At 71.2% G+C, this 17,921-nt stretch carries 15 protein-coding genes and 2 pseudogenes; 7 read left to right on the top strand and 10 right to left on the bottom strand.

Translation table 11 applies throughout. The annotated features are described in order from the left end of the window. Window positions 1-38: 38 nt before the first annotated feature. Window positions 39-1,175 (bottom strand): glycoside hydrolase family 18 protein, encoded by a 1,137-nt coding sequence (locus ACYVF7_RS52855; protein WP_460354966.1) that lies wholly within the window; start codon window positions 1,173-1,175, stop codon window positions 39-41. A gap of 401 nt (window positions 1,176-1,576) precedes the next feature. On the opposite strand from ACYVF7_RS52855, the gene ACYVF7_RS52850 reads away from it, so the two are divergent. After that, complete coding sequence (locus tag ACYVF7_RS52850; protein WP_460354964.1) at window positions 1,577-2,953, top strand: KamA family radical SAM protein; 1,377 nt, start codon at window positions 1,577-1,579, stop codon at window positions 2,951-2,953. Between the two features lie 292 nt (window positions 2,954-3,245). Continuing rightward, window positions 3,246-4,163: pseudogene (locus tag ACYVF7_RS52845) on the top strand (alpha/beta hydrolase); the annotation flags it as partial. Window positions 4,164-4,185: 22 nt separating this feature from the next. On the opposite strand, the gene ACYVF7_RS52840 reads toward ACYVF7_RS52845, so the two are convergent. The 5 genes from ACYVF7_RS52840 to ACYVF7_RS52820 form a co-directional block, all read right to left on the bottom strand. After that, window positions 4,186-4,566 (bottom strand): VOC family protein, encoded by a 381-nt coding sequence (locus ACYVF7_RS52840; RefSeq protein WP_460354962.1) that lies wholly within the window; start codon window positions 4,564-4,566, stop codon window positions 4,186-4,188. Window positions 4,567-4,629: 63 nt separating this feature from the next. Then, a complete protein-coding gene (locus ACYVF7_RS52835) occupies window positions 4,630-5,163 on the bottom strand; it encodes a YbhB/YbcL family Raf kinase inhibitor-like protein (protein ID WP_460354960.1) in 534 nt (177 codons plus the stop codon). A gap of 26 nt (window positions 5,164-5,189) precedes the next feature. Continuing rightward, the gene (locus ACYVF7_RS52830) at window positions 5,190-6,053 is read right to left on the bottom strand and encodes an ABC transporter permease subunit (RefSeq protein WP_460354959.1); all 864 of its coding nucleotides are present in this window, start codon (window positions 6,051-6,053) and stop codon (window positions 5,190-5,192) included. A 217-nt stretch (window positions 6,054-6,270) separates the two neighbouring features. Next, window positions 6,271-7,185 carry a carbohydrate ABC transporter permease gene (locus tag ACYVF7_RS52825; RefSeq protein ID WP_460354956.1) on the bottom strand — a complete coding sequence of 305 codons (915 nt, stop codon included), beginning with the start codon at window positions 7,183-7,185 and terminating at the stop codon, window positions 6,271-6,273. A 5-nt stretch (window positions 7,186-7,190) separates the two neighbouring features. After that, window positions 7,191-8,240, bottom strand: coding sequence for an ABC transporter ATP-binding protein (locus ACYVF7_RS52820; RefSeq protein ID WP_460354953.1), 1,050 nt, complete (start codon window positions 8,238-8,240; stop codon window positions 7,191-7,193). Between the two features lie 407 nt (window positions 8,241-8,647). Here ACYVF7_RS52820 and ACYVF7_RS52815 point away from each other — a divergent pair, with 407 nt between their 5' ends. Beyond that, window positions 8,648-9,901 (top strand): phospholipase D-like domain-containing protein, encoded by a 1,254-nt coding sequence (locus ACYVF7_RS52815; RefSeq protein ID WP_460354950.1) that lies wholly within the window; start codon window positions 8,648-8,650, stop codon window positions 9,899-9,901. Between the two features lie 110 nt (window positions 9,902-10,011). Here ACYVF7_RS52815 and ACYVF7_RS52810 read toward each other — a convergent pair whose 3' ends face one another. Beyond that, window positions 10,012-10,839 carry an ABC transporter ATP-binding protein gene (locus ACYVF7_RS52810; RefSeq protein ID WP_460354948.1) on the bottom strand — a complete coding sequence of 276 codons (828 nt, stop codon included), beginning with the start codon at window positions 10,837-10,839 and terminating at the stop codon, window positions 10,012-10,014. After that, a complete protein-coding gene (locus ACYVF7_RS52805) occupies window positions 10,832-11,881 on the bottom strand; it encodes an ABC transporter permease (RefSeq protein WP_460354946.1) in 1,050 nt (349 codons plus the stop codon). Before ACYVF7_RS52805 ends, ACYVF7_RS52810 begins: the two co-directional genes overlap by 8 nt. Window positions 11,882-11,990: 109 nt before the next feature. Between ACYVF7_RS52805 and ACYVF7_RS52800 the strand changes: the two are divergent. From ACYVF7_RS52800 to ACYVF7_RS52790, 3 genes and pseudogenes are all read left to right on the top strand, one after another. Further along, window positions 11,991-12,917 (top strand): annotated as a pseudogene (locus tag ACYVF7_RS52800) (phosphatase PAP2 family protein); the annotation flags it as partial. Between the two features lie 167 nt (window positions 12,918-13,084). Beyond that, a complete protein-coding gene (locus ACYVF7_RS52795) occupies window positions 13,085-13,492 on the top strand; it encodes a diacylglycerol/lipid kinase family protein (RefSeq protein WP_460354943.1) in 408 nt (135 codons plus the stop codon). A 194-nt stretch (window positions 13,493-13,686) separates the two neighbouring features. Continuing rightward, window positions 13,687-14,052, top strand: a complete 366-nt coding sequence (locus ACYVF7_RS52790) for a DUF2795 domain-containing protein (protein WP_460354940.1) — start codon at window positions 13,687-13,689, stop codon at window positions 14,050-14,052. Between the two features lie 72 nt (window positions 14,053-14,124). On the opposite strand, the gene ACYVF7_RS52785 is transcribed toward ACYVF7_RS52790, so the two are convergent. Further along, a complete protein-coding gene (locus tag ACYVF7_RS52785; RefSeq protein WP_460354938.1) occupies window positions 14,125-15,333 on the bottom strand; it encodes an RNA-guided endonuclease InsQ/TnpB family protein in 1,209 nt (402 codons plus the stop codon). A 293-nt stretch (window positions 15,334-15,626) separates the two neighbouring features. Here ACYVF7_RS52785 and ACYVF7_RS52780 point away from each other — a divergent pair, with 293 nt between their 5' ends. Then, window positions 15,627-16,181: a YceI family protein gene (locus tag ACYVF7_RS52780; RefSeq protein ID WP_460354936.1), complete on the top strand. Its 555-nt coding sequence runs from the start codon at window positions 15,627-15,629 to the stop codon at window positions 16,179-16,181. Window positions 16,182-16,260: 79 nt separating this feature from the next. Here ACYVF7_RS52780 and ACYVF7_RS52775 read toward each other — a convergent pair whose 3' ends face one another. Further along, a complete protein-coding gene (locus ACYVF7_RS52775; protein WP_460354933.1) occupies window positions 16,261-17,868 on the bottom strand; it encodes an ABC-F family ATP-binding cassette domain-containing protein in 1,608 nt (535 codons plus the stop codon). Between the last annotated feature and the right edge of the window lie 53 nt (window positions 17,869-17,921).

The raw sequence follows: 17,921 nt of genomic DNA, 5'->3' as shown, positions 1-17,921 counted from the left end.
CCGCCCTGCGGCGGACTTAAGCCGCGAAGTGCGTGTTCTTACGATCCCTGGAAGATTCTGGAGAACACGCCGGCGTCCTCGTCCAGCCCGCTGCAGGTGTCGTTCTTGGCCGTGGTGTCCAGGGTGCAGGGGGTGTCCCGGGTGATCGACCACATCGACAGGCGGCCCAGCCCGCGGGTGGCCGCCCAGCCGCGGATCTGCCGGGCGTCGGCGGACTGGAACCCGGCGCCGGTGTCCGCCACGCCGATGAGGGGCGCGATGCCCATCCGCCGCCACACCGAGGCGGCGTCCTGGTGGTAGAGCCGCTGCAACTGGCCGTGGGCGGCGGTCGCGGCGGAGATCAGGGCAGGCCCGGTGCCGCCCGCCGGGAGGAGGTCGACGATCGAGACGTCGACCCCGGCCGCCGTGGCGCCACGCAGCGCGGCCAGCGCGGCGTCCGTGAGGCCGGAGCGGCGCAGCGGAAGCGTGAAGGACACGCGGAGGCCCGGGTCGTCGTGCTGGAGCCGGGCGAGCGCCTGGGCGCGGCGCCCGGCCGACGCGGTGTCGGCCAGGGCATCGTCGGTCAGGAAGAAATCGATCTGCCGCGTGTCCGTGGCGGCCAGCACGGAGCGGTACCGCGCGGTCAGGTCGTCGACGTCGGGGCAGCCGTGGGCGAGCTCGGTGGCGTGCGGGCCGCCGAAGGAGACGATGGTCTCACCGGGGATCTTCGCGAGCCTCCTGTGGACGATCGGGTCGGCGATCGGTGTGGTGCCGCCCCACGTCGCGGTGCATCCGAGGCCGGCCGCGACGAAGCCGACGGTGTAGTCCCGTACGCCGGTCCGCGCCGCGGTCCTGGCGAAGTCCAGCGGCGGCCAGCTGAGCACGTCGGCGTACGGGGCGAACGTGATCCGGGCGGCGGGCGCGGGCGAGGCGGTCGCCTCCGGCGACGCGGTGGCCGACGGCGCGGCGGGCGCGGGCCGGGCGGCGGTGGCCTGGGTGCGCGGGCGGGGGAGCTCTGTCATCGCCGCGCCGGACCGGGGGGCGGGACCGGACCGGGCCGACGGAGCGGCGTGCTGATCGAGGTGGGTCGCGGCGAGCACGGCGCCGCCCGTGCCGGGGATGAGCAGACCGGCCGAGAGCAGCGCGATCCTGCGGCTCAGCCGGGGTGATGCGCGGCGCTTGCGGTGTCTGCCCACGACCTCTCCTCGTGGGGCGCCAGGGACACCGCTGACCACGGTGACCGCTGTCGCAGGTGGGATCCGTCCCCGGCAGTATGGCGCAGCGTACGTACAAGATCACGAACTGGCCTCCGGCGTGTCGCTGTGGCACTTCCGTGGCTGCTCAGACGTTGATCGTTCAGCGGAGCCAGCCGTTGAGTATCGAAAAGCCCAAGTGCGGGTACCGAATAGGTAAGAAACGGGGCTTAACGGTTCAATAGGGGTTGGGGAGCGTGGCGAGCTGCGGCGTGATGGCGTCGCGGCCTGATCGTGAAGGAGGGCGAACCCCGACAGCGGACGCCTGCGGCGGGTCCCGATGAGACCCGATGTGACAGGCGTCGCGCGCGCGTTTCCCGTCGACTCGGAGGAGTAACGTCAACGTGACCTTGGTCAACGACGCGGCACCGGCCGCGGTGAACACCACCGGCCGCAGGTTCCGCGCCTTTACGGCGAAGCACCTCGGCGAGCTCACCGCTCGCGCAGGTCTGACCGCCGAGCAACGCCTGGCGATCCAGGCGGTCGCGACGGTCCTGCCGTTCCGTACCAACAGCTACGTCGTCGACGAGCTGATCGACTGGTCCGCCGCTCCGGAGGACCCGATGTACCGGCTCGTCTTCCCGCAGGAGGACATGCTCCCCGCGGAGGATGTCGCCCGCATCTCCGACCTGCTGCGCCGGGAGGCACCTAAGGCCGAGGTGGACGCCGCGGCCCGCGAGGTGCGCATGAAGCTCAACCCGCACCCGGCGGGTCAGCTGCAGCTCAACATTCCGACCCTCAAAGAGGAGCCGGTGCCCGGGGTACAGCACAAGTACCCCGAGACGGTGCTGTTCTTCCCGAAGCAGGGGCAGACGTGCCACGCGTACTGCACCTACTGCTTCCGGTGGGCACAGTTCGTCGGCGAACCCGACCTGAAGATGGCGGGCGACGACGTCGAGCGGCTCAAGCGCTACCTGCTCGCCCACCCGGAGGTCACCAGCGTCCTGTTCACGGGCGGCGACCCGATGATCATGGGCGAGTCCGTACTCCGCCGCTACATCGAGCCGCTGCTGGATCTGGAGCAGCTCGAGTCGATCCGAATCGGCAGCAAGGCCATGGCGTACTGGCCGCAGCGCTGGGTCACCGACCCCGACGCGGACGACACGCTCCGCCTGTTCGAGAAGGTCGTCGACGCGGGCAAGAACCTCGCGTTCATGGCGCACTTCACCCACCCGCGCGAGCTCGAGTCCGACCTCGTGTCGGAGGCGACCCGGCGCATCCTCAGCACCGGTGCCGTCATCCGTACGCAGGCGCCGCTCATCCGCACGATCAACGACATGCCCCTGACGTGGGAGGCCATGTGGCGGCGACAGCTGCAGATGGGCATGGTCCCCTACTACATGTTCGTGGAACGTGACACCGGACCACAGGACTACTTCGCCGTACCGCTCGCCCGCGCGTACGAGATCTTCCGGGACGCCTACAAGAACGTCTCGGGGCTCTGCCGCACCGTGCGCGGCCCGTCGATGTCCGCGACGCCCGGCAAGGTGTGCGTCGACGGCGTCGTCGAGATCGGCGGGGAGAAGCTGTTCGTCCTGCACTTCATCCAGTGCCGCGACCCGGAGTTCGTCAACCGGCCGTTCTTCGCCAAGTACGACCCGGAGGCCGTCTGGCTGACCGACCTCCGGCCGGCCTTCGGCGACCGGTTCCCCTTCGAGGGCATCGTCAAGGGCGGGGACGTCACCGCGCACGACGTCGTCGCCGCCGGCCCGTCCCTGTGACCGGCTAGCCCTCCCTGGGCGAACCGCGAAACGGTTGTGGGGCCGCACCCGTGGTGCGGCCCCACGAACGCGTCCGCCCGGAGGGTCGGTACGCCCAGACCTCGATGAGGTCGCCGTCGGGCCGCGCACTCTCCGTGTGCGGTTGCCCGCCTTCCGTCGAGCAGGCCGGCCACGGCCAGGATGAACGTTCGGTGCGGATCGCGGCGATCCGGGTGTCAGGACGAATCCGGGCGAGGGCGGCGGGGCAGGGTAGAGGCATGGACGCCACCGGCCACACGACCAGGAGGGAGCAGCCATGAGCCGGCCCACCCGCCTCGACGTCGAGTTCCCGGCTCCCGACGGCGTGATCCTGCGCGGGACGCTGTACGTTCCCGGCGGGCCTGGCCCGCACCCGGCGATCACCATGGCGCACGGGTACGGCGTGGTGAAGGAGCACGCCATCCTCCGCTTCGCCGACACGTTCGCCCAGGCCGGCTTCGTCGTCCTGGTCCACGACCACCGCACCTTCGGCGCCAGCGACGGCACCCCGCGCCAGGACATCGACCCCTGGCGGCAGATCGAAGACTGGCGGCGCGCCATCACCTACCTGGAATCGCGACCCGAGGTCGACGGCGGCCGGATCGGCCTGTGGGGCTCCAGCTATGCCGGCGGACACGCCCTCGTACTCGGCGCCACCGACCGCCGCCTGAAGGCCGTCGTCGCCCAGGTGCCCACCATCAGCGGCGTCGAGCAGGCCAAACGTCGCGTCGCCCCCGAGAACATCGCCGCCCTGGAGGCCGCCTTCGACGCCGACGAGCGTGCCCAGTTGGCCGGCGAGCCGCCGCGCACCCAGACCCTGGTCAGCGCCGACCCGTCCGTCGCCGCCTCCTATCGCGCCCAGGACGCCATCGAGTTCTACCTCCAGGAACTCCCCGAAGGAACCCGCTGGGACAACACCGTCACCGTCCGCTCCACCCGCAAGGCACGCATGTACGAGCCGGGCGCCTTCATCGACCGAATCTCCCCCACACCACTGCTGATGATCGTCGGCCGGGAGGACACCGTCACCCTCACCGACACCGGTCTCGCCGCCTACAACCGGGCGCTGGAGCCGAAGCAGCTGGTGATGATCCCCGGTGGGCACTTCGCCCCGTACACCACCGAGATCGCTCGAGCCTCGGGCGCGGCCACCGCCTTCTTCCGCAGCCATCTGGCATCGAGCGGGGAGTAACCCGCGGCAGCGAATCACGGGGTCAGTACGCCGAGACCTCGATGAGGTTGCCGTCGGGGTCGCGGAAGTACACCGAGGTGATCGGGCCCTGTGCCCCGGTGCGGCCGACCGGGCCCTCCTCGATCGGCACGCCGCACTCCTCGAGGTGCCGTACGACCGCGTCGATCGGCGTCTCGGTGACCAGGCAGAGGTCCGCCGACCCGGGCGTGGGCCGGGCGGCCTTCGGCTCGAACTCCGCGCCCTGCCGGTGCAGATTGATCTTGTGTGGTCCGAAGTTGAGCGCCCTGCGGTCCGCACCGAACGTGACCGGCTCCATCCCCAGGACCCGGGTGTAGAAGTCGACGGTCCGGTCGAGGTCGGCGACGGTCAGGACCAGGTGGTCCAGGCGCACCAGCTTGATCATTCGCCGAGTCTAGAACGGTCCCGGCGGGCCGGCGTGAGCCGGCCCGCCGCGATCAGGCGGCCGTCAGTGGCCGTACTCGGGGGCGACCTGGGCGCGGGCCAGGGTGTGGGCGGTGATGTTGAAGCCGACGACGGCGGGCGACGCGTCGTCGGGTACGCCCAGCTCCTCGACGTCGAGCGCGTGCACGGTGAAGACGTACCGGTGCGGCGTGCCCGGCGGCGGGGCGGCCCCGCCGAACTCCTTGTTCCCGTAGTCGTTGCGGCCGTGTTCGGCGCCCTCGGGCAGTTCCTTGAAGTCACCGCCGCCCGCACCGGTCGGCAGCTCGGTCACCGACGCGGGCAGGTCGTACAGGACCCAATGCCAGAAGCCGCTGCCGGTCGGGGCGTCGGGGTCGTAGCAGGTGACGGCGAAGCTCTTGGTCTCCGGGGGGAATCCGGCCCAGCTCAGCTGCGGGGAGAGGTTCTCGCCGTTGAACCCCCAGTCGTTGAAGACGTGCGCGTTCGGCATCTGCTCGCCGTGCGCCACGTCGTCGCTGGTCACGGTGAAGGACGGGACCTCGGGCAGGAACTCATGGGGCAGTGGTGGCCGACCCGCCATGGCAAACTCCTCGCTCGGTTCGACGGTTACGCCTTAGTCCTACCAGCCGTGCCCGCTGCGGCCGCGATGATCCTCCCCAGGACGAGGTCGACCGCGGCCGCCAAGGGGACCGCCACCAGAACGACCCCGGTCTGCGCCACCGCCCACGGCCCGCCGGAACCGAGCCGGGCGGGGATCCCGGTGGCCACCGTCGAGTCCACCGGGGCCAACGACCGCGCGTAGACGAAGTCCCCGGCCGACAGGGTGAACGCCAGGACCGCGACCGCGACGATCGCGGGTGCGAGCTGGGGAAGCACGACCCGCAGGAACGCGGCGACGCGACCATGCCCGTCCACGAGCGCCTGGTCCTCGATGTCGGCGGGGACCGCCCGGAGGAAGCCGCCGAGCAGCAGCACCGCCACCGGGATGGTGAGCGTCGGCTGGACGAGCACGAGCGCCCCGAGGGAGGGCCCGAGGCCGAGTTCGTGCGCGGCCCAGGAGAACGGCAGCACGAGGGCCACGGCCGGTGCCACCACCAGGACGGCGATCGCCCGCCCGACCGCGCCGCCCCACCGCGGACGGGTCAGCGCGTACGCCGCCGGCAGCGCGACCAGCAGCGTGAACACCGTGACGAGCACGCCGACGACCAGCGTGTTCCCCACGAACGCGGGGAAGGGCGTCGAGCTCAGGAGGAGGCGTAGGTGCGCCACGACACCCGCGTCATCCGGGGACGACCGCCGGACGGCGGCGACCGCGCTCCACAGGAACGGCACCGCGCACAGGAGCGAGGCACCTGCCGCCGTCGTGTAGAGCGCGGACCTCGCCAGCACATGGCGCACGGTGTACCGCCGCCGCTGCCGGGCCAGCTCCCGCGCCGCCGTCCGCGCGGCCAGCCCCTCGGTGACACTCACCGCGCCCTCCGGAGGCGTACGGCACGGACGGCCGGTCCGCTGGTGGCGTTCATCGTTCCGCCTCTCGGTCTCGTACGACGCGGGTGGCCGACCCGCTGGTGACGCTCACCGGTCGGCCTTCCGGTGCCGTACGGCGCGGACGGCCGGTCCGCTGGTGGCGTTCATCGTTCCGCCTCTCGGTCTCGTACGACGCGGGTGGCCGACCCGCCGGAGACGCTCACCAGTCCGCTCCCCGGTGTCGTACGACGCGGTGCAGGCCCGCTGCTCCGGCCAGGGGCAGCGGCAGGAGCAGGACGGCGATCGCCGCTCCCTGTGCGAGCACGCCGCCTTCGACTCCGCGGGCGTAGGACAGGGTGGCGAGCGTCTGGGGCGCGTATCCCGGGCCGCCGTGCGTCAGCACGTTCACGACGGGGACGTCGGCGCAGACCAGCGTGGCGGTGAGGAGCGCGGCGACCGCGATGGACGGCAGGGTGAGGGGGATCGTCACGTCGAACGCCCGCCGCACCGCGCCCGCGCCGTCGACGCGCGCGGCGTCCCGGACGTCCCGGGGGATCGCCGCCAGCCCGGCCGAGATGACGACCGCGGCGAGCGGCGTCAGCCGCCAGGCCTGCACCGCGACGACCGCGCCCATCGCCACGGCGGGCCGTCCGTTCCAGGTGGCGCCCGGCGGGATCCCGGCCGCGCGCAGGAGCCACCCGGCCGGGGAGCCGGCCGAGTCGAGCAGCCACCGCCAGGAGGTCGCCGACAGCGCCGCCGGTGTCGTCCACGGCAGCAGCACGAGCAGCCGGACGAGCCATCGGCCGCGGAACCGGGCCAGCAGGACGTGGGCCAGGACCTGACCGCAGAGCACCACCAGGACCGTCGAGGCGCCGGTGACCAGCAGCGTGTCGCCCAGCGCCCGCCAGAACACCCCCTCGGACAGCACGGTCGTGAACTGCCGCGCGCCGGTGAACCGGTACGCGGGGTGGCCGGCGGTCGCCGCGGAGAACGCCAGCACTACCGCGAGGACGAGCGGCACGACGACGAGCGCCGCCAGGTACACGACCGACGGCAGCAGGAACACCCAGGTCAGCAGACCCTGCCGGTCCGCCAGGCCGGCCCGGCGACCGCCCGGCGCGGCTTCGGCGGCCATGCCCCTCACCCGCCGATCCGTACGGGCGCCGTCCGGTTCCCGTACTCGGCGTCGAAGAAGCGCACCCGATCACCGGGCACGGCGAACTCTCGGGTCTGCCCCTCGGCGAGGGGCGCGGTGACGGTGGCGGGCAGCCGTGCGATCACCCGGGTCTCCGGGCCGATCCGCGTCACCGTGCCGTACACGTGGCGGTCGCCCGACAGGTACTCGATCCGGTCGACGCGCAGCGGCATGGTGACCCGCCGGTCCGGGGGGATCTCCTCGGCGGGCAGCAGGTGCTCGGGCCGGAAGCCGATGAGCCGGTCGCCGCGCGGCACCAGGTTCATCGGCGGCGTGCCGATGAGCGTCGCGACGAACGTGTCGACCGGTTCGTCGTACAGGTCCTGGGGCGTGCCGACCTGGCGGAACCGCCCGGCGTCCAGTACGGCGACGCGGTCGCCGAGGCCCATCGCCTCGGCCTGGTCGTGCGTCACGCAGATCATCGTGGTGCCGAGGCGCCGCTGCAGCGCCCGCAGTTCGTCGCGGACGGCGGTGTGCGACCGGGCGTCCACGCCGGACAGCGGCTCGTCGAGCAGCAGCACGGCCGGTTCCCGGGCCACGGCGCGGGCCAGGGCCACCCGGCGGCGTTCGTCCCCGGACAGCCGGCCGGGGCGGCGGTCCAGTAGGTGCGCGATGCCGAGCAGGTCGGCGGCCCAGCGGGCCTTGCGCTCGCGCGTGCCGCGCGGCACGCGCTCGGCCTTGAGCGGGAACTCGATGTTGCCGCGCACGGTCTTGTGCGGGTACAGGGCGTGCGAGGCGGCCACCAGGCCGACCCGGCGGATCCGCGGCGGCAGGCCGTTCATGAGGTGGCCGCCGAGGTGGACCTCGCCTGCGGTCGGGGCCTCGAGACCGGCGATGGCACGCAACAGGGTCGTCTTACCGGAGCCGGGCGGGCCGAGCAGGACGACGCACTCGCCCCGTCCGGTCGCCAGGTCGACGCCGTCGAGGGCACGCACCTGCCGCCTGCCGGGGCCTTCGTACACCTTCACCAGGCCCCGTACCTCGACGACCTTCACCGCCGGGTGGACGCGGACGGACGGGCGGGCTCGGAAGGCGGACCGGCGGGACGGGAGCAGACCCGGTTGACGGACCGGGAGGAGATCGGACTGACGGATCGGGAGGAGAACAGGCCGGCGGGACGGCAGGAGAACGGAGAGTCGGAACGGGAGGGATGTCGGGACAGAGGACGCTGATCCGGCATTGGACCTTCCCCGTGCTGAGGTTCCTCCCTTGAAAGTAGATCGATCTTGGCCGTGCGGCCAGCGGCAGTTGACGCACAGGGCCGCATCTGTGGCTTTTCTTCGGTAACCCGTGTGGTCTGTGTGACCAAGACGCTACAGTGCGTGATCGTAAATCGGCCGAGATCTGGGCGTGTGCCGGAAGTCAGGTGGTCGGCCCCCCAGCGACAAAGAGAGAACCGAACATGCGTGGACTCCCCATCGCCGCCATGGCCGCCGTCGGTGCGGTCGCCCTCGGAAGCATCTCCCCGCCTGCCCGGGCCGTACTGGGCCTCTCCGGTGCCCACGGGACGGCGCCGAAGGCCGCGATGTCCGGCATCCCGGCCGAGACCGCTCCCATGGCCGCGATGCGGCCGTCCGCGGTGTTCAACGTCCCCTCCGGATCGGCGGCGGAGCAGAACGCCATCGCGCACCACGTCAACCAGCTGACCGCCGGCGCTCCCCGCGGGGCGCTGATCCAGATCGCGGTGTTCATGTTCACCTCGCGGGCGTTCGCCCAGACGCTGATCGACGCCAAGAAGCGCGGGGCGCGCGTGCAGCTCGTCGTCGACGCGAGCACTCGCGACAACGATGCCTACCGGAGCGTCGAACGCGCCCTCGGCACCAGCCGCAAGAGCTCATCGTGGGTGGTGGCGTGCCATAGCGGGTGCATCGGCGACACGATCATGCACAACAAGTTCTTCCTGTTCTCCCGCACCGGCAGGGCGCGCGACGTCGTGGTGCAGTCCTCGGCCAACCTGACGACGCGCAACCGCGTGAACGCCTGGAACAACGCCTTCACGATCAGCGACGCACGGCTCTACCGGGCGTACGGGAGCTACTTCGCCGCGCTGGCGGCCCGGCGTCACGAGCGGGACCACTACCGGGTCGCCCACAGCGGGGGCGTCACGGCGTACACCTTCCCGCGTGCGGGCGACTCGCCGAAGACCGACACCCTGTACGGGCTCCTGGGGCACGTCGGCTGCGCCCGGGGCACCGCGGTGCGCGTCACGACCTTCAACCTCAGCCGTACGGCCGTCGCCGAGCGGCTGTGGTCGCTCTCCCACCAGGGCTGCGACGTCCGCGTCATCTACACGAACCTCAGCGAACGGGCCCACGAGATCCTCGTGCGGGACGGCGGACCGCAGCTGCTGAACAGCCACTACCTGTACTTCGACGAGAACGGCGACGAGGTCGACGCCTTCGCCCATTCCAAGTACGTGCTGATCGACGGCACGTACGCCGGGCGCACCCGCAAGGTCGTGATCACCGGCAGCCCGAACTACACCGAGCCGGCCCTGCGGCACAACGACGAGACGATGATCACCATCGAGGGCGCGGACATCTACCAGGCCTACCAGGGCAACTTCGCGCGGCTCTGGCAGGCCGCCCAGACCCACTACCACCTGAACGGCAGCGTGCCGGACCCCGACGATCCGGCTGCGTCCACCGACGACTGACACGCCGAAGGGGCCAGCCCATCGCTGGGCCGACCCCTTCGTGGACGACTCGGTACGAGCCTGCTGAGAGAAGCCGTTCCCCGGAACTTCCCGGCTTCTCGCGGCGGGCTCTACTTGCCGGTGGCCTCGATGTAGGCGTCGACGACCGTGTCGGTGTCACCGTCCATGACCAGCCGGCCCTCGTCGACCCAGAGCACCCGGTTGCACATCTCCTTGATCGAGTCGAGCTGGTGGGCGACGAGGAAGACCGCGCCGGCCTCCTCGCGCAGCTCGTCGATCTTGGCCGCGCTCTTGCGCCGGAACTTCGCGTCACCCGTGGCCAGCGCCTCGTCGATCAGCAGCACGTCGTGGGACTTGGACGCGGCGATCGCGAACCGCAGCCGCGAGCCCATGCCGGAGGAGTAGGCGTTCATCGGCAGCTGGATGAAGCCCTCCTTGAGACCGGCGAACTTCACGATCTCGTCGTACTTCTGCTTGACCTCGTCGGGCCGCATGCCCATCGCCAGGCAGCCGAGCACGATGTTGCGCTCGCCGGTCAGGTCGTTCATCAGGGCGGCGTTGACGCCGAGCAGCGACGGCTGGCCCTCGGTGTAGACGCCGCCGCGCTGCGGCGGCAGCAGCCCGGCGATGGCCTTCAGCAGCGTCGACTTGCCCGAGCCGTTGGTGCCGATGACGCCGATCGCGTCGCCCTTGTACGCGATGAAGGACATCCCGCGGATCGCGTGGACCTCCTTCATCGACGGGCGGTGCTCCCGGCGCATGATGCGTTTGAGCGCGTTGTTGGCGTTGCCCTTGCCGCCCGCGCCGTACACCCGGTAGATGATGTGCAGGTCGTCGACGACCACGATGGGCTCACGGTTCGGGTCGATCACCACGGGGGGAGCCGACCCGTCGGGTGCTCCGGACACCTTGATCTTCTCCTTGACGGCGTCAGCCACGGCCGTACCTCTCCTCCGCGCGGTGGAAGAACCAGAAGCCCACCACGAACGCGACCACGGCCCAGCCTGCGGCGTAGTACCAGATCATGTGGTTCGTCGTGGCGAGCGAGGCGTGTTCCTTACAGGCACTGGCGGCCTTGGCGACCTGCTTCGGCGTGAACGCCTGAGCGTGGCACTGCTTCTCGAAGGTGCCCTGCATCTTGTGCAGGTCCTTGCGATAGGAGCCCATCAGCGCGCGGCGGGCCAGCTCGACGTAGACCGATCCGGGATTGGCCGCCATGAGCTTGAGAACCCAGCCGGGGACCTTCCCCGCCAGGGCGTACATCGAGAACATGATCCCGGAGAAGTAGAGCCAGGTGCGCAGGATGAAGGGCAGCAGCTGGCTGAGGTCGGGAACGAAGGCGCCGATGCGGGCCACCACCAGGCTGACGCCGATGTTGAACATCAGCTGCAGCAGCAGCACCGGGATGATCAGAACCCACTCCCACGTGGGCCACTCCTGGAAGCCGAACATGATGGCGACCAGCACGGCCATGGCCGCGAACAGCTGCTGCAACTCGACGATCGTGTACGAGAACGGCAGCGTCGCCCGCGGGAAGTGCAGGGCGCGGATCAGCGACATGCTGGTCTGAACCGACTTGGCGCCCGAGGTCACCGACCGCTGAGTGAAGTGGAAGAAGAAGATCCCGATCACCAGGAACGGGATGTAATGCGTCACGTCACTCTTGCGGCCGAGCAGCAGACCGAAGATCAGGTAGTAGACCAGTGCGTTGAGCAGGGGGGTGAGCACCTGCCACAGCTGGCCGAGACGCGACTCGGTGTACATCGCCACGCTCTTGGCGGAGGCGAACGCCCAAATGAAGTGACGTCGCTGCCAGAGTTGGCGGATGTAGGGACCGATGGGGGGACGCGCGGCGCTCTGCTTGAGCCCATTACGCGTGGCGAACTCGGCCAGCGAGGGGTTCCCATTCATGTGAGGGGGCTCCGCGATCGCGCTGACCTGCCCGCCACCCGAGGCTCCGAGCCGTTCCGGGTGACTCATGCGGAGCAGCCTATTGCAGTCCGGGGCGCGGGAACGACCAACCGGCAGATGCAGTGCCAAGAATGTGATCTTTGGCGTGATCCGGTGAGCAACGGGGATACACCGGTTCATGTCCCTGTTGAATCGAGCGAGAGAGCTGGACAAGCGCGCTTTCGGCGCGGTCGCGGCGGCCGAGTTGCCCGGGCTCGAGTACATCCTGCCGCGGCTCTCCAGAATCGCGAACCATTCGGTGCTGTGGGGCGGCGTCGCCGGGGGGCTCGCGCTCACCCGGCAGCCGCGGCTGCGCCGGGCGGCGCTGCGCGGGGGCATCGCGATCGGGCTGGCCAGCCCGCTGGCGAATCTGGTGGGCAAGCAGGCGTTCCGCCGCCCCCGCCCGCTGATCGAGCTGTTCACCTCGGCGGCGCGTCCGACGGTCACCCGGGTCGGGGTCACGCTCATCCCGTCGATCCGCTCGCCGTGGAGGCTGCCGACGTCCCCGTCGTTCCCGTCGGGCCATTCGGCGTCGGCGGCGGCGTTCGCCACGGGGGTCTCGCTGGAGGCGCCGGCGGCCGTGGCCGTACCGGTGGGGATCACCGCCGCGGCGGTGGCCTTCTCCCGTATCTACACCGGCGCGCACTACCCGGGCGACGTGCTGGCCGGGGTCGCGCTGGGCACCGCCGCCGGCCTCGGCACCCGGCTGTTGTGGCCCACCATGCCCCGGTCGGCGAGCGCGCGGTGGGCGATGCCGGCCGAGGCGGTCCCCGGCGTCTCGGAGGACGGCGAGGGCCTCGTCGTGGTCGTGAACCCGGACGCGGGCAACGGTGACGTCGCCCAGGTCCTCAAGGAGCGGCTCCCGGCCGCGGAGATCGTCGAGTCCGGGGCCGACCTGGCCGCCATGCTGAAGGACGCCGCCGGACGCGCCGCGGTGCTCGGCGCCTGCGGCGGCGACGGCACGATCCGGGCCGCCGCCGGCGTGGCCCTCGAGCATGACCTGCCCCTCCTGGTCATCCCCGGAGGGACCCTCAACCACTTCGCGCGGGCGCTGGGCGTCCACACCGTCGCCGACGCGGTCGCGGCCTACCGCTCCGGCTGCGTCGCACGGGTGGACGTCGGCCGGGCGGCGGCGAGATCTTCCTCAACACCGCGAGCTTCGGCGCCTACACCGAGCTCGTCCAGCGACGCGAGCGGCTGGAGGGCCGGCTCGGCAAGTGGCCGGCGCTCGCCGTGGCCGCCGTCCGCGTGCTTCGCGACACCGAACCGGCGGACGTGTACGTCGACGGCCGCCGCAGGCGCGTGTGGTTCGCGTTCATCGGCAACGGCCGGTACGGCGCGCACGGCGTCGCGCCGACCTGGCGCGCGCGCCTCGACGACGGGGTGCTCGACATCCGGCTGATCGGCGCGCGCCGCCACATCAGCCGGACCCGCGCGGTCGCGGCCCTGTTCCTCGGGCACCTGCGGCTGATGCCGGACTACAGCGTGTGGTCGGCGGGCAAGGTCGAGCTCGCCGGCGCCCACGGCTCCCTGCGGCTGACCCGGGACGGAGAGGTCGGTGCCTCCGAGGGAACCGTGACCGTCACCAAGCAGGCCGCCGCACTTGCCGTCTTCGTGCCCTCCAGGACGGCGGCCGGCTGATGATCACGTTGGCGCCGGCCAGGATTCGTGGGTGCGCTGGTCGGGTAGGGCGGCTTGAGGGGGTGGTCACGCAGAGCGACTGCCCGGCTTCAAGTCGATGATCTCGGGCGTTCCCCATCCGGGGGGTCGGACCGGAACGTCAGCGTGCCGGGGGAGCGCCTGAGAGGGGGCTATGGCGAAAGGTGAGGTCATCCATGCAGCGCGAGAGCGACAAGCAGGGTACGGCCCAGGACGAGCACCTCCGGAAGGAGGCGAAGAACCTGATCAGGGGCAGCGGATCGGCGCAGGCGGAGCACGGCGGCACGGGCGCGGAAGCCGCGGCACGTCCGCCGGGGCCGGCGCGGGGCATGTCACCCGCCGACGTCGCCCGCAGGGCGGAGCTCAGCCGGCACCTGCCGCCGAGCGAGTTCCCCGCCGATCGGCGGCGGCTGCTCGCTCACCTGCGGAGCAAGGGCGCGCCCGACTCGGTGGTCGAGACGATCTCCCGGCTGCCCGAGGGCAAGGAGTTCCGGACCATCGGCGAGATCGTCCGTGAGATCGGCCTGACCGCCCCGCATTGAGACGTGGACCATTGACTGCTCCCCCTCCTGGCGGAGGGGGAGTCCCATCGGCCTTGTGGCCGAATCCGGCCTTTAGGCCGGGCGCCTCGCGGCGCGGGTTTCCTGTTTCAGCGCCGACTGCGGAAGGGAGGGCCCTTGCCGTCTGACATCAGCTCCACAGGCATCACCGGGGTTGTGCCCGGCTACGGCTTGACCAGCCGCAAGGATGTTCTTGGCCGCGTTGATGTCCCGGTCGTGCCGGGTGCGGCAGCCCGGACATGTCCAGTGTCGGGTGGAAAGACTCAGCTTGGCGAGCAGGTGCCTGCAGGCCGAGCAGGTCTTGGACGAGGGGTACCAGCGGTCGATGACCACGAGGGTGCGTCCGGCGCGTTCGGCCTTGTACTCCAGTTGCCTGCGGAACTCCCCCCACCCCGCATCGGAGATCGCCCGCGCCAGCGCGTGGTTCTTGACCATGTTGGTGACCGCGAGGTCTTCGATCACGATGGTGTCGGTCCTGCGGACCAGGTTCGTGCTGACGCGGTGCAGGAAGTCGTTCCGGGCGTTGCGGACCTTGCGGTGGGCGCGGGCGACCTTGGCTTTAGCCTTGCGGCGGTTCATGCTTCCGCGCTGGCAGCGGGCCATCCGCCGCTGATAGCGAGCCAGGTTGCGGGCCTTGCGCTCCAGATGGCGGGGGTTGGCGATGCGTTCCCCGTCGGAGGTGACCGCGAAGTCCTTGATCCCCAGCTCGATACCGATGGCGTGCCCGGCTTCGTCCACGGGCTCGGGCGCGTCGGTATCGATGGCGAACGTCACGTACCAGCGGCCGTCCGGATCCCGGGAGATGACGACCATGGTCGGGTTCAGCGCGGACACCTCGACATCGTCAAAAGACCACACGAACCGCAGCGGCGTGGCCGTCTTGGCCAACTGCAGCTCGCCGTCCTTCATCCGGAACGCCGAGCGGGTGTAGTGCGCGGTCTGCCGGGAGCTGCGGTTCTTGAAGCGTGGGTATTTGGCGCGGCCGACGAAGAAGTTCGCGAACGCCGCGTGCTGATGCCGCAGCGTCTGCTGCAGCGGAACCGACGACACCTCCGACAGAAACGCCAGCTCTTCGGTCTTCTTCCAGCCGGTCAAAGCGGCGTCGGTCTGCTTGTAGGAGGTCTTCTGGCCTCGCTGGTGGTACGCCGCGTGACGTTCGGCAAGCGTCTTGTTCCACACCAGGCGCACACACCCGAACGTGCGGCTGAGCACCGCCGCTTGTTCGGGGTCCGGGTAGGCCCGGCACTTGTACGCCGTCCGCATGACCTGCACCTTACATGTGACTCGCGATCGCGTAAGGTGATTGGTCGAATGCCGGTGGACTTTGTTCACCGGCCGTCCCGGCTACGCCGGGCCGCTCATGACGGAGTCCGGATTTCTACCCTGACCTGGAGGCCGGGGCATCCTTCGGGGATACAGGTGAACTTGAGGATCTCGAACCGGAGGCGTCCGTCCGGGCGCCTACCCATGACCGATGCCGCTGCTCCGGCGGCCGCACCGACGGCGGTGCCGTCGCGGGAGCCGGCGGGTCCGGCGACCGGACGTACCCTGGTGTCATGGCGCTGACCGCGGGCACTTACACGCTCGGTCCGCAGACCGGACGGCTCCTGCTCCGTACCTCGCGTAGCGGAGTCGGCCGCAAGGTGGGCCACGACCTGACGATCGAGGTCACCCGCTGGTCCGGTGAGGCCGTCGTCGACCCGGCGGCCCCCGCGAGCCTGTCGGTGACCGTGTCTGCGGAGGCCGACTCGCTCAAGGTCCGCGAGGGCACCGGCGGCGTGAAACCGCTGACCGACTCCGACCGCGCCGAGATCGAGAAGACCGCGCGCGAGAAGATCCTCCGGGTCGCCCAGCACCCGGAGATCACCTTCCGGTCGACCGGCGCGGAGGGCGCCCCCGAGGCGTTCACGCTCACCGGCAAGCTGACGATCATGGGACGGACGCACCCGATCGCGATCCGCGGAGCCGTGGACGACGACCGGGTCCGCGGCGGAGCGGCTGTCGTCCAGACGCAGTGGGGCATCAAGCCGTACTCCGCCCTGCTCGGCGCGCTCAAGCTCGCCGACGAGGTCAACGTGGAGTTCGACCTGACCCTCCCCGCGGCCGACTGATCGCGCGACTCCCCGGCGTCACCGGAGACCGGCGCCCGTCGGCTGGCCGGCAGGCGTTCTCGGCCGGGGCGCGTCCGGCTCAGCGGGGGCGCGCCACTCTGGCCTCGTCCCACACCGGCTGGGCGGACTCGTACACCGTTCCGTCCGCGCCGAAGACCGCGAAGCGGTCGAACGATCGGGCGAACCACCGGTCGTGCGTGACGGCCAGCACGGTGCCCTCGTACGCCTCCAGGCCCTCCTGCAGCGCCTCGGCACTGGCCAGGTCGAGGTTGTCGGTGGGCTCGTCGAGCAGCAGGAGCGTGCAGCCGCTCAGCTCCAGCAGCAGGATCTGCAACCGGGCCTGCTGGCCCCCGGACAGCGTCTCGAACGGCTGATCACCGCAGTACTGCAACTCGTACCGGGCCAGCGCGGCCATCGCCTCGTCGCGCAGCCGGGCGTGCTCGGTCATGAGGATCTCGGACGGGGTACGGCCCTGCAGGTCCGGCCGGGTGTGGGTCTGCGCGAAGAGCCCCGGGACGACCCGCGCGCCGAGCCGGGCGGTGCCCGTGTGCGCGACGTCCTCCCCGGCCAGCAGCCGCAGGAAGTGGCTCTTGCCGGAGCCGTTGGAGCCGAGGACCGCCACGCGCTCGCCGTACCAGACCTCGAGGTCGAACGGGTGCATCAGGCCGGTGAGCTCCAGCCCTTCGCAACCGACGGCGCGCTTGCCGGTCCGGCCGCCGCGCAGGCGGACCTTGATGTTCTGGTCGCGCGGAGGGATCTCCGGCGGCCCGGCCTCCTCGAACCGCCGCAGCCGCGTCTTCGCCGCCTGGTAGCGCGACGCCATGTCGGAGTTGTTCGCCGCCTTCTCCTTGAACATGCGGACGAGCGCCTTCAGCTTGGCGTGCTCCTCGTCCCAGCGGCGGCGCAGCTCCTCCAGCCGCTCGTTGCGGTCGCGGCGCGCCTGCGCGTAGGTCGCGAAGCCGCCGCCGTGCACCCAGACGATCCCGGCCTCCACGGTGACGATCTGCCGGGCGGCGTGGGCCAGCAGCTCGCGGTCGTGCGAGACCAGCAGCACGGTCTTTTGCGTCTCGCGCAGCCGCTCCTCCAGCCAGCGCTTGCCGGGCACGTCCAGGTAGTTGTCGGGCTCGTCGAGCAGCAGCACCTCGTCGGGACCGCGGAAGAGCGCCTCCAGGGCGAGGCGTTTCTGCTCCCCGCCGGAGAGCGTCTTCACGTCGCGCCACCGGGCCCGGTCGTACGGCGTGCCGAGGGCGGCGACGCAGCAGGCGTCCCAGAGCACCTCGGCGTCGTAGCCGCCCGCGTCGCCCCACTCGGTGAGCGCCCGGGCGTAGCGCATCTGGGTGGGCTCGTCGTCGCGCTCCATCATGGCCAGCTCGGCCTGCTCCAGGGCCGCGGCGGCCTCGCGTACGCGCGGCGGAGCGGTGGACACGAGCAGGTCGTGGACGGTCGTCTCGTCGCGGATGTTGCCGACGAACTGCCGCATCACGCCCAGCCCGCCGCTGCGGGCGACCGTGCCGTCCTGTGGCTCGAGGTCGCCGGCGACGAGCCGGAGCAGCGTGGTCTTGCCCGCGCCGTTCGGCCCGACCAGGGCGGCCACCGCTCCGTCGGCGACCCGGAACGACGCGTCGGCCAGCAGCACCCGGCCGTCGGGGAGGACATGGCTCAGATGCGCGACTTCGACGTGGCCCACGGTCGCCCAGTCTCCGGCATCACAGCGAGCGAGCCAACGGATTTTCCGGCCGC

This window comes from Actinoallomurus acanthiterrae, assembly GCF_054775715.1.
The sequence above is the reverse complement of the archived record's forward strand: the minus strand, read 5'-3'. Positions and strand labels throughout refer to the sequence as shown.

Coding starts and splice junctions, on each gene's coding strand:
- ACYVF7_RS52840 (WP_460354962.1), bottom strand. CDS start 4,566: ATGATCAAGCTGGTGCGCCTGGACCACCTGGTCCTGACCGTCGCCGAC.
- ACYVF7_RS52835 (WP_460354960.1), bottom strand. CDS start 5,163: ATGGCGGGTCGGCCACCACTGCCCCATGAGTTCCTGCCCGAGGTCCCG.
- ACYVF7_RS52825 (WP_460354956.1), bottom strand. CDS start 7,185: ATGGCCGCCGAAGCCGCGCCGGGCGGTCGCCGGGCCGGCCTGGCGGAC.
- ACYVF7_RS52815 (WP_460354950.1), top strand. CDS start 8,648: ATGCGTGGACTCCCCATCGCCGCCATGGCCGCCGTCGGTGCGGTCGCC.
- ACYVF7_RS52805 (WP_460354946.1), bottom strand. CDS start 11,881: ATGAGTCACCCGGAACGGCTCGGAGCCTCGGGTGGCGGGCAGGTCAGC.
- ACYVF7_RS52790 (WP_460354940.1), top strand. CDS start 13,687: ATGCAGCGCGAGAGCGACAAGCAGGGTACGGCCCAGGACGAGCACCTC.
- ACYVF7_RS52785 (WP_460354938.1), bottom strand. CDS start 15,333: ATGCGGACGGCGTACAAGTGCCGGGCCTACCCGGACCCCGAACAAGCG.
- ACYVF7_RS52780 (WP_460354936.1), top strand. CDS start 15,627: ATGGCGCTGACCGCGGGCACTTACACGCTCGGTCCGCAGACCGGACGG.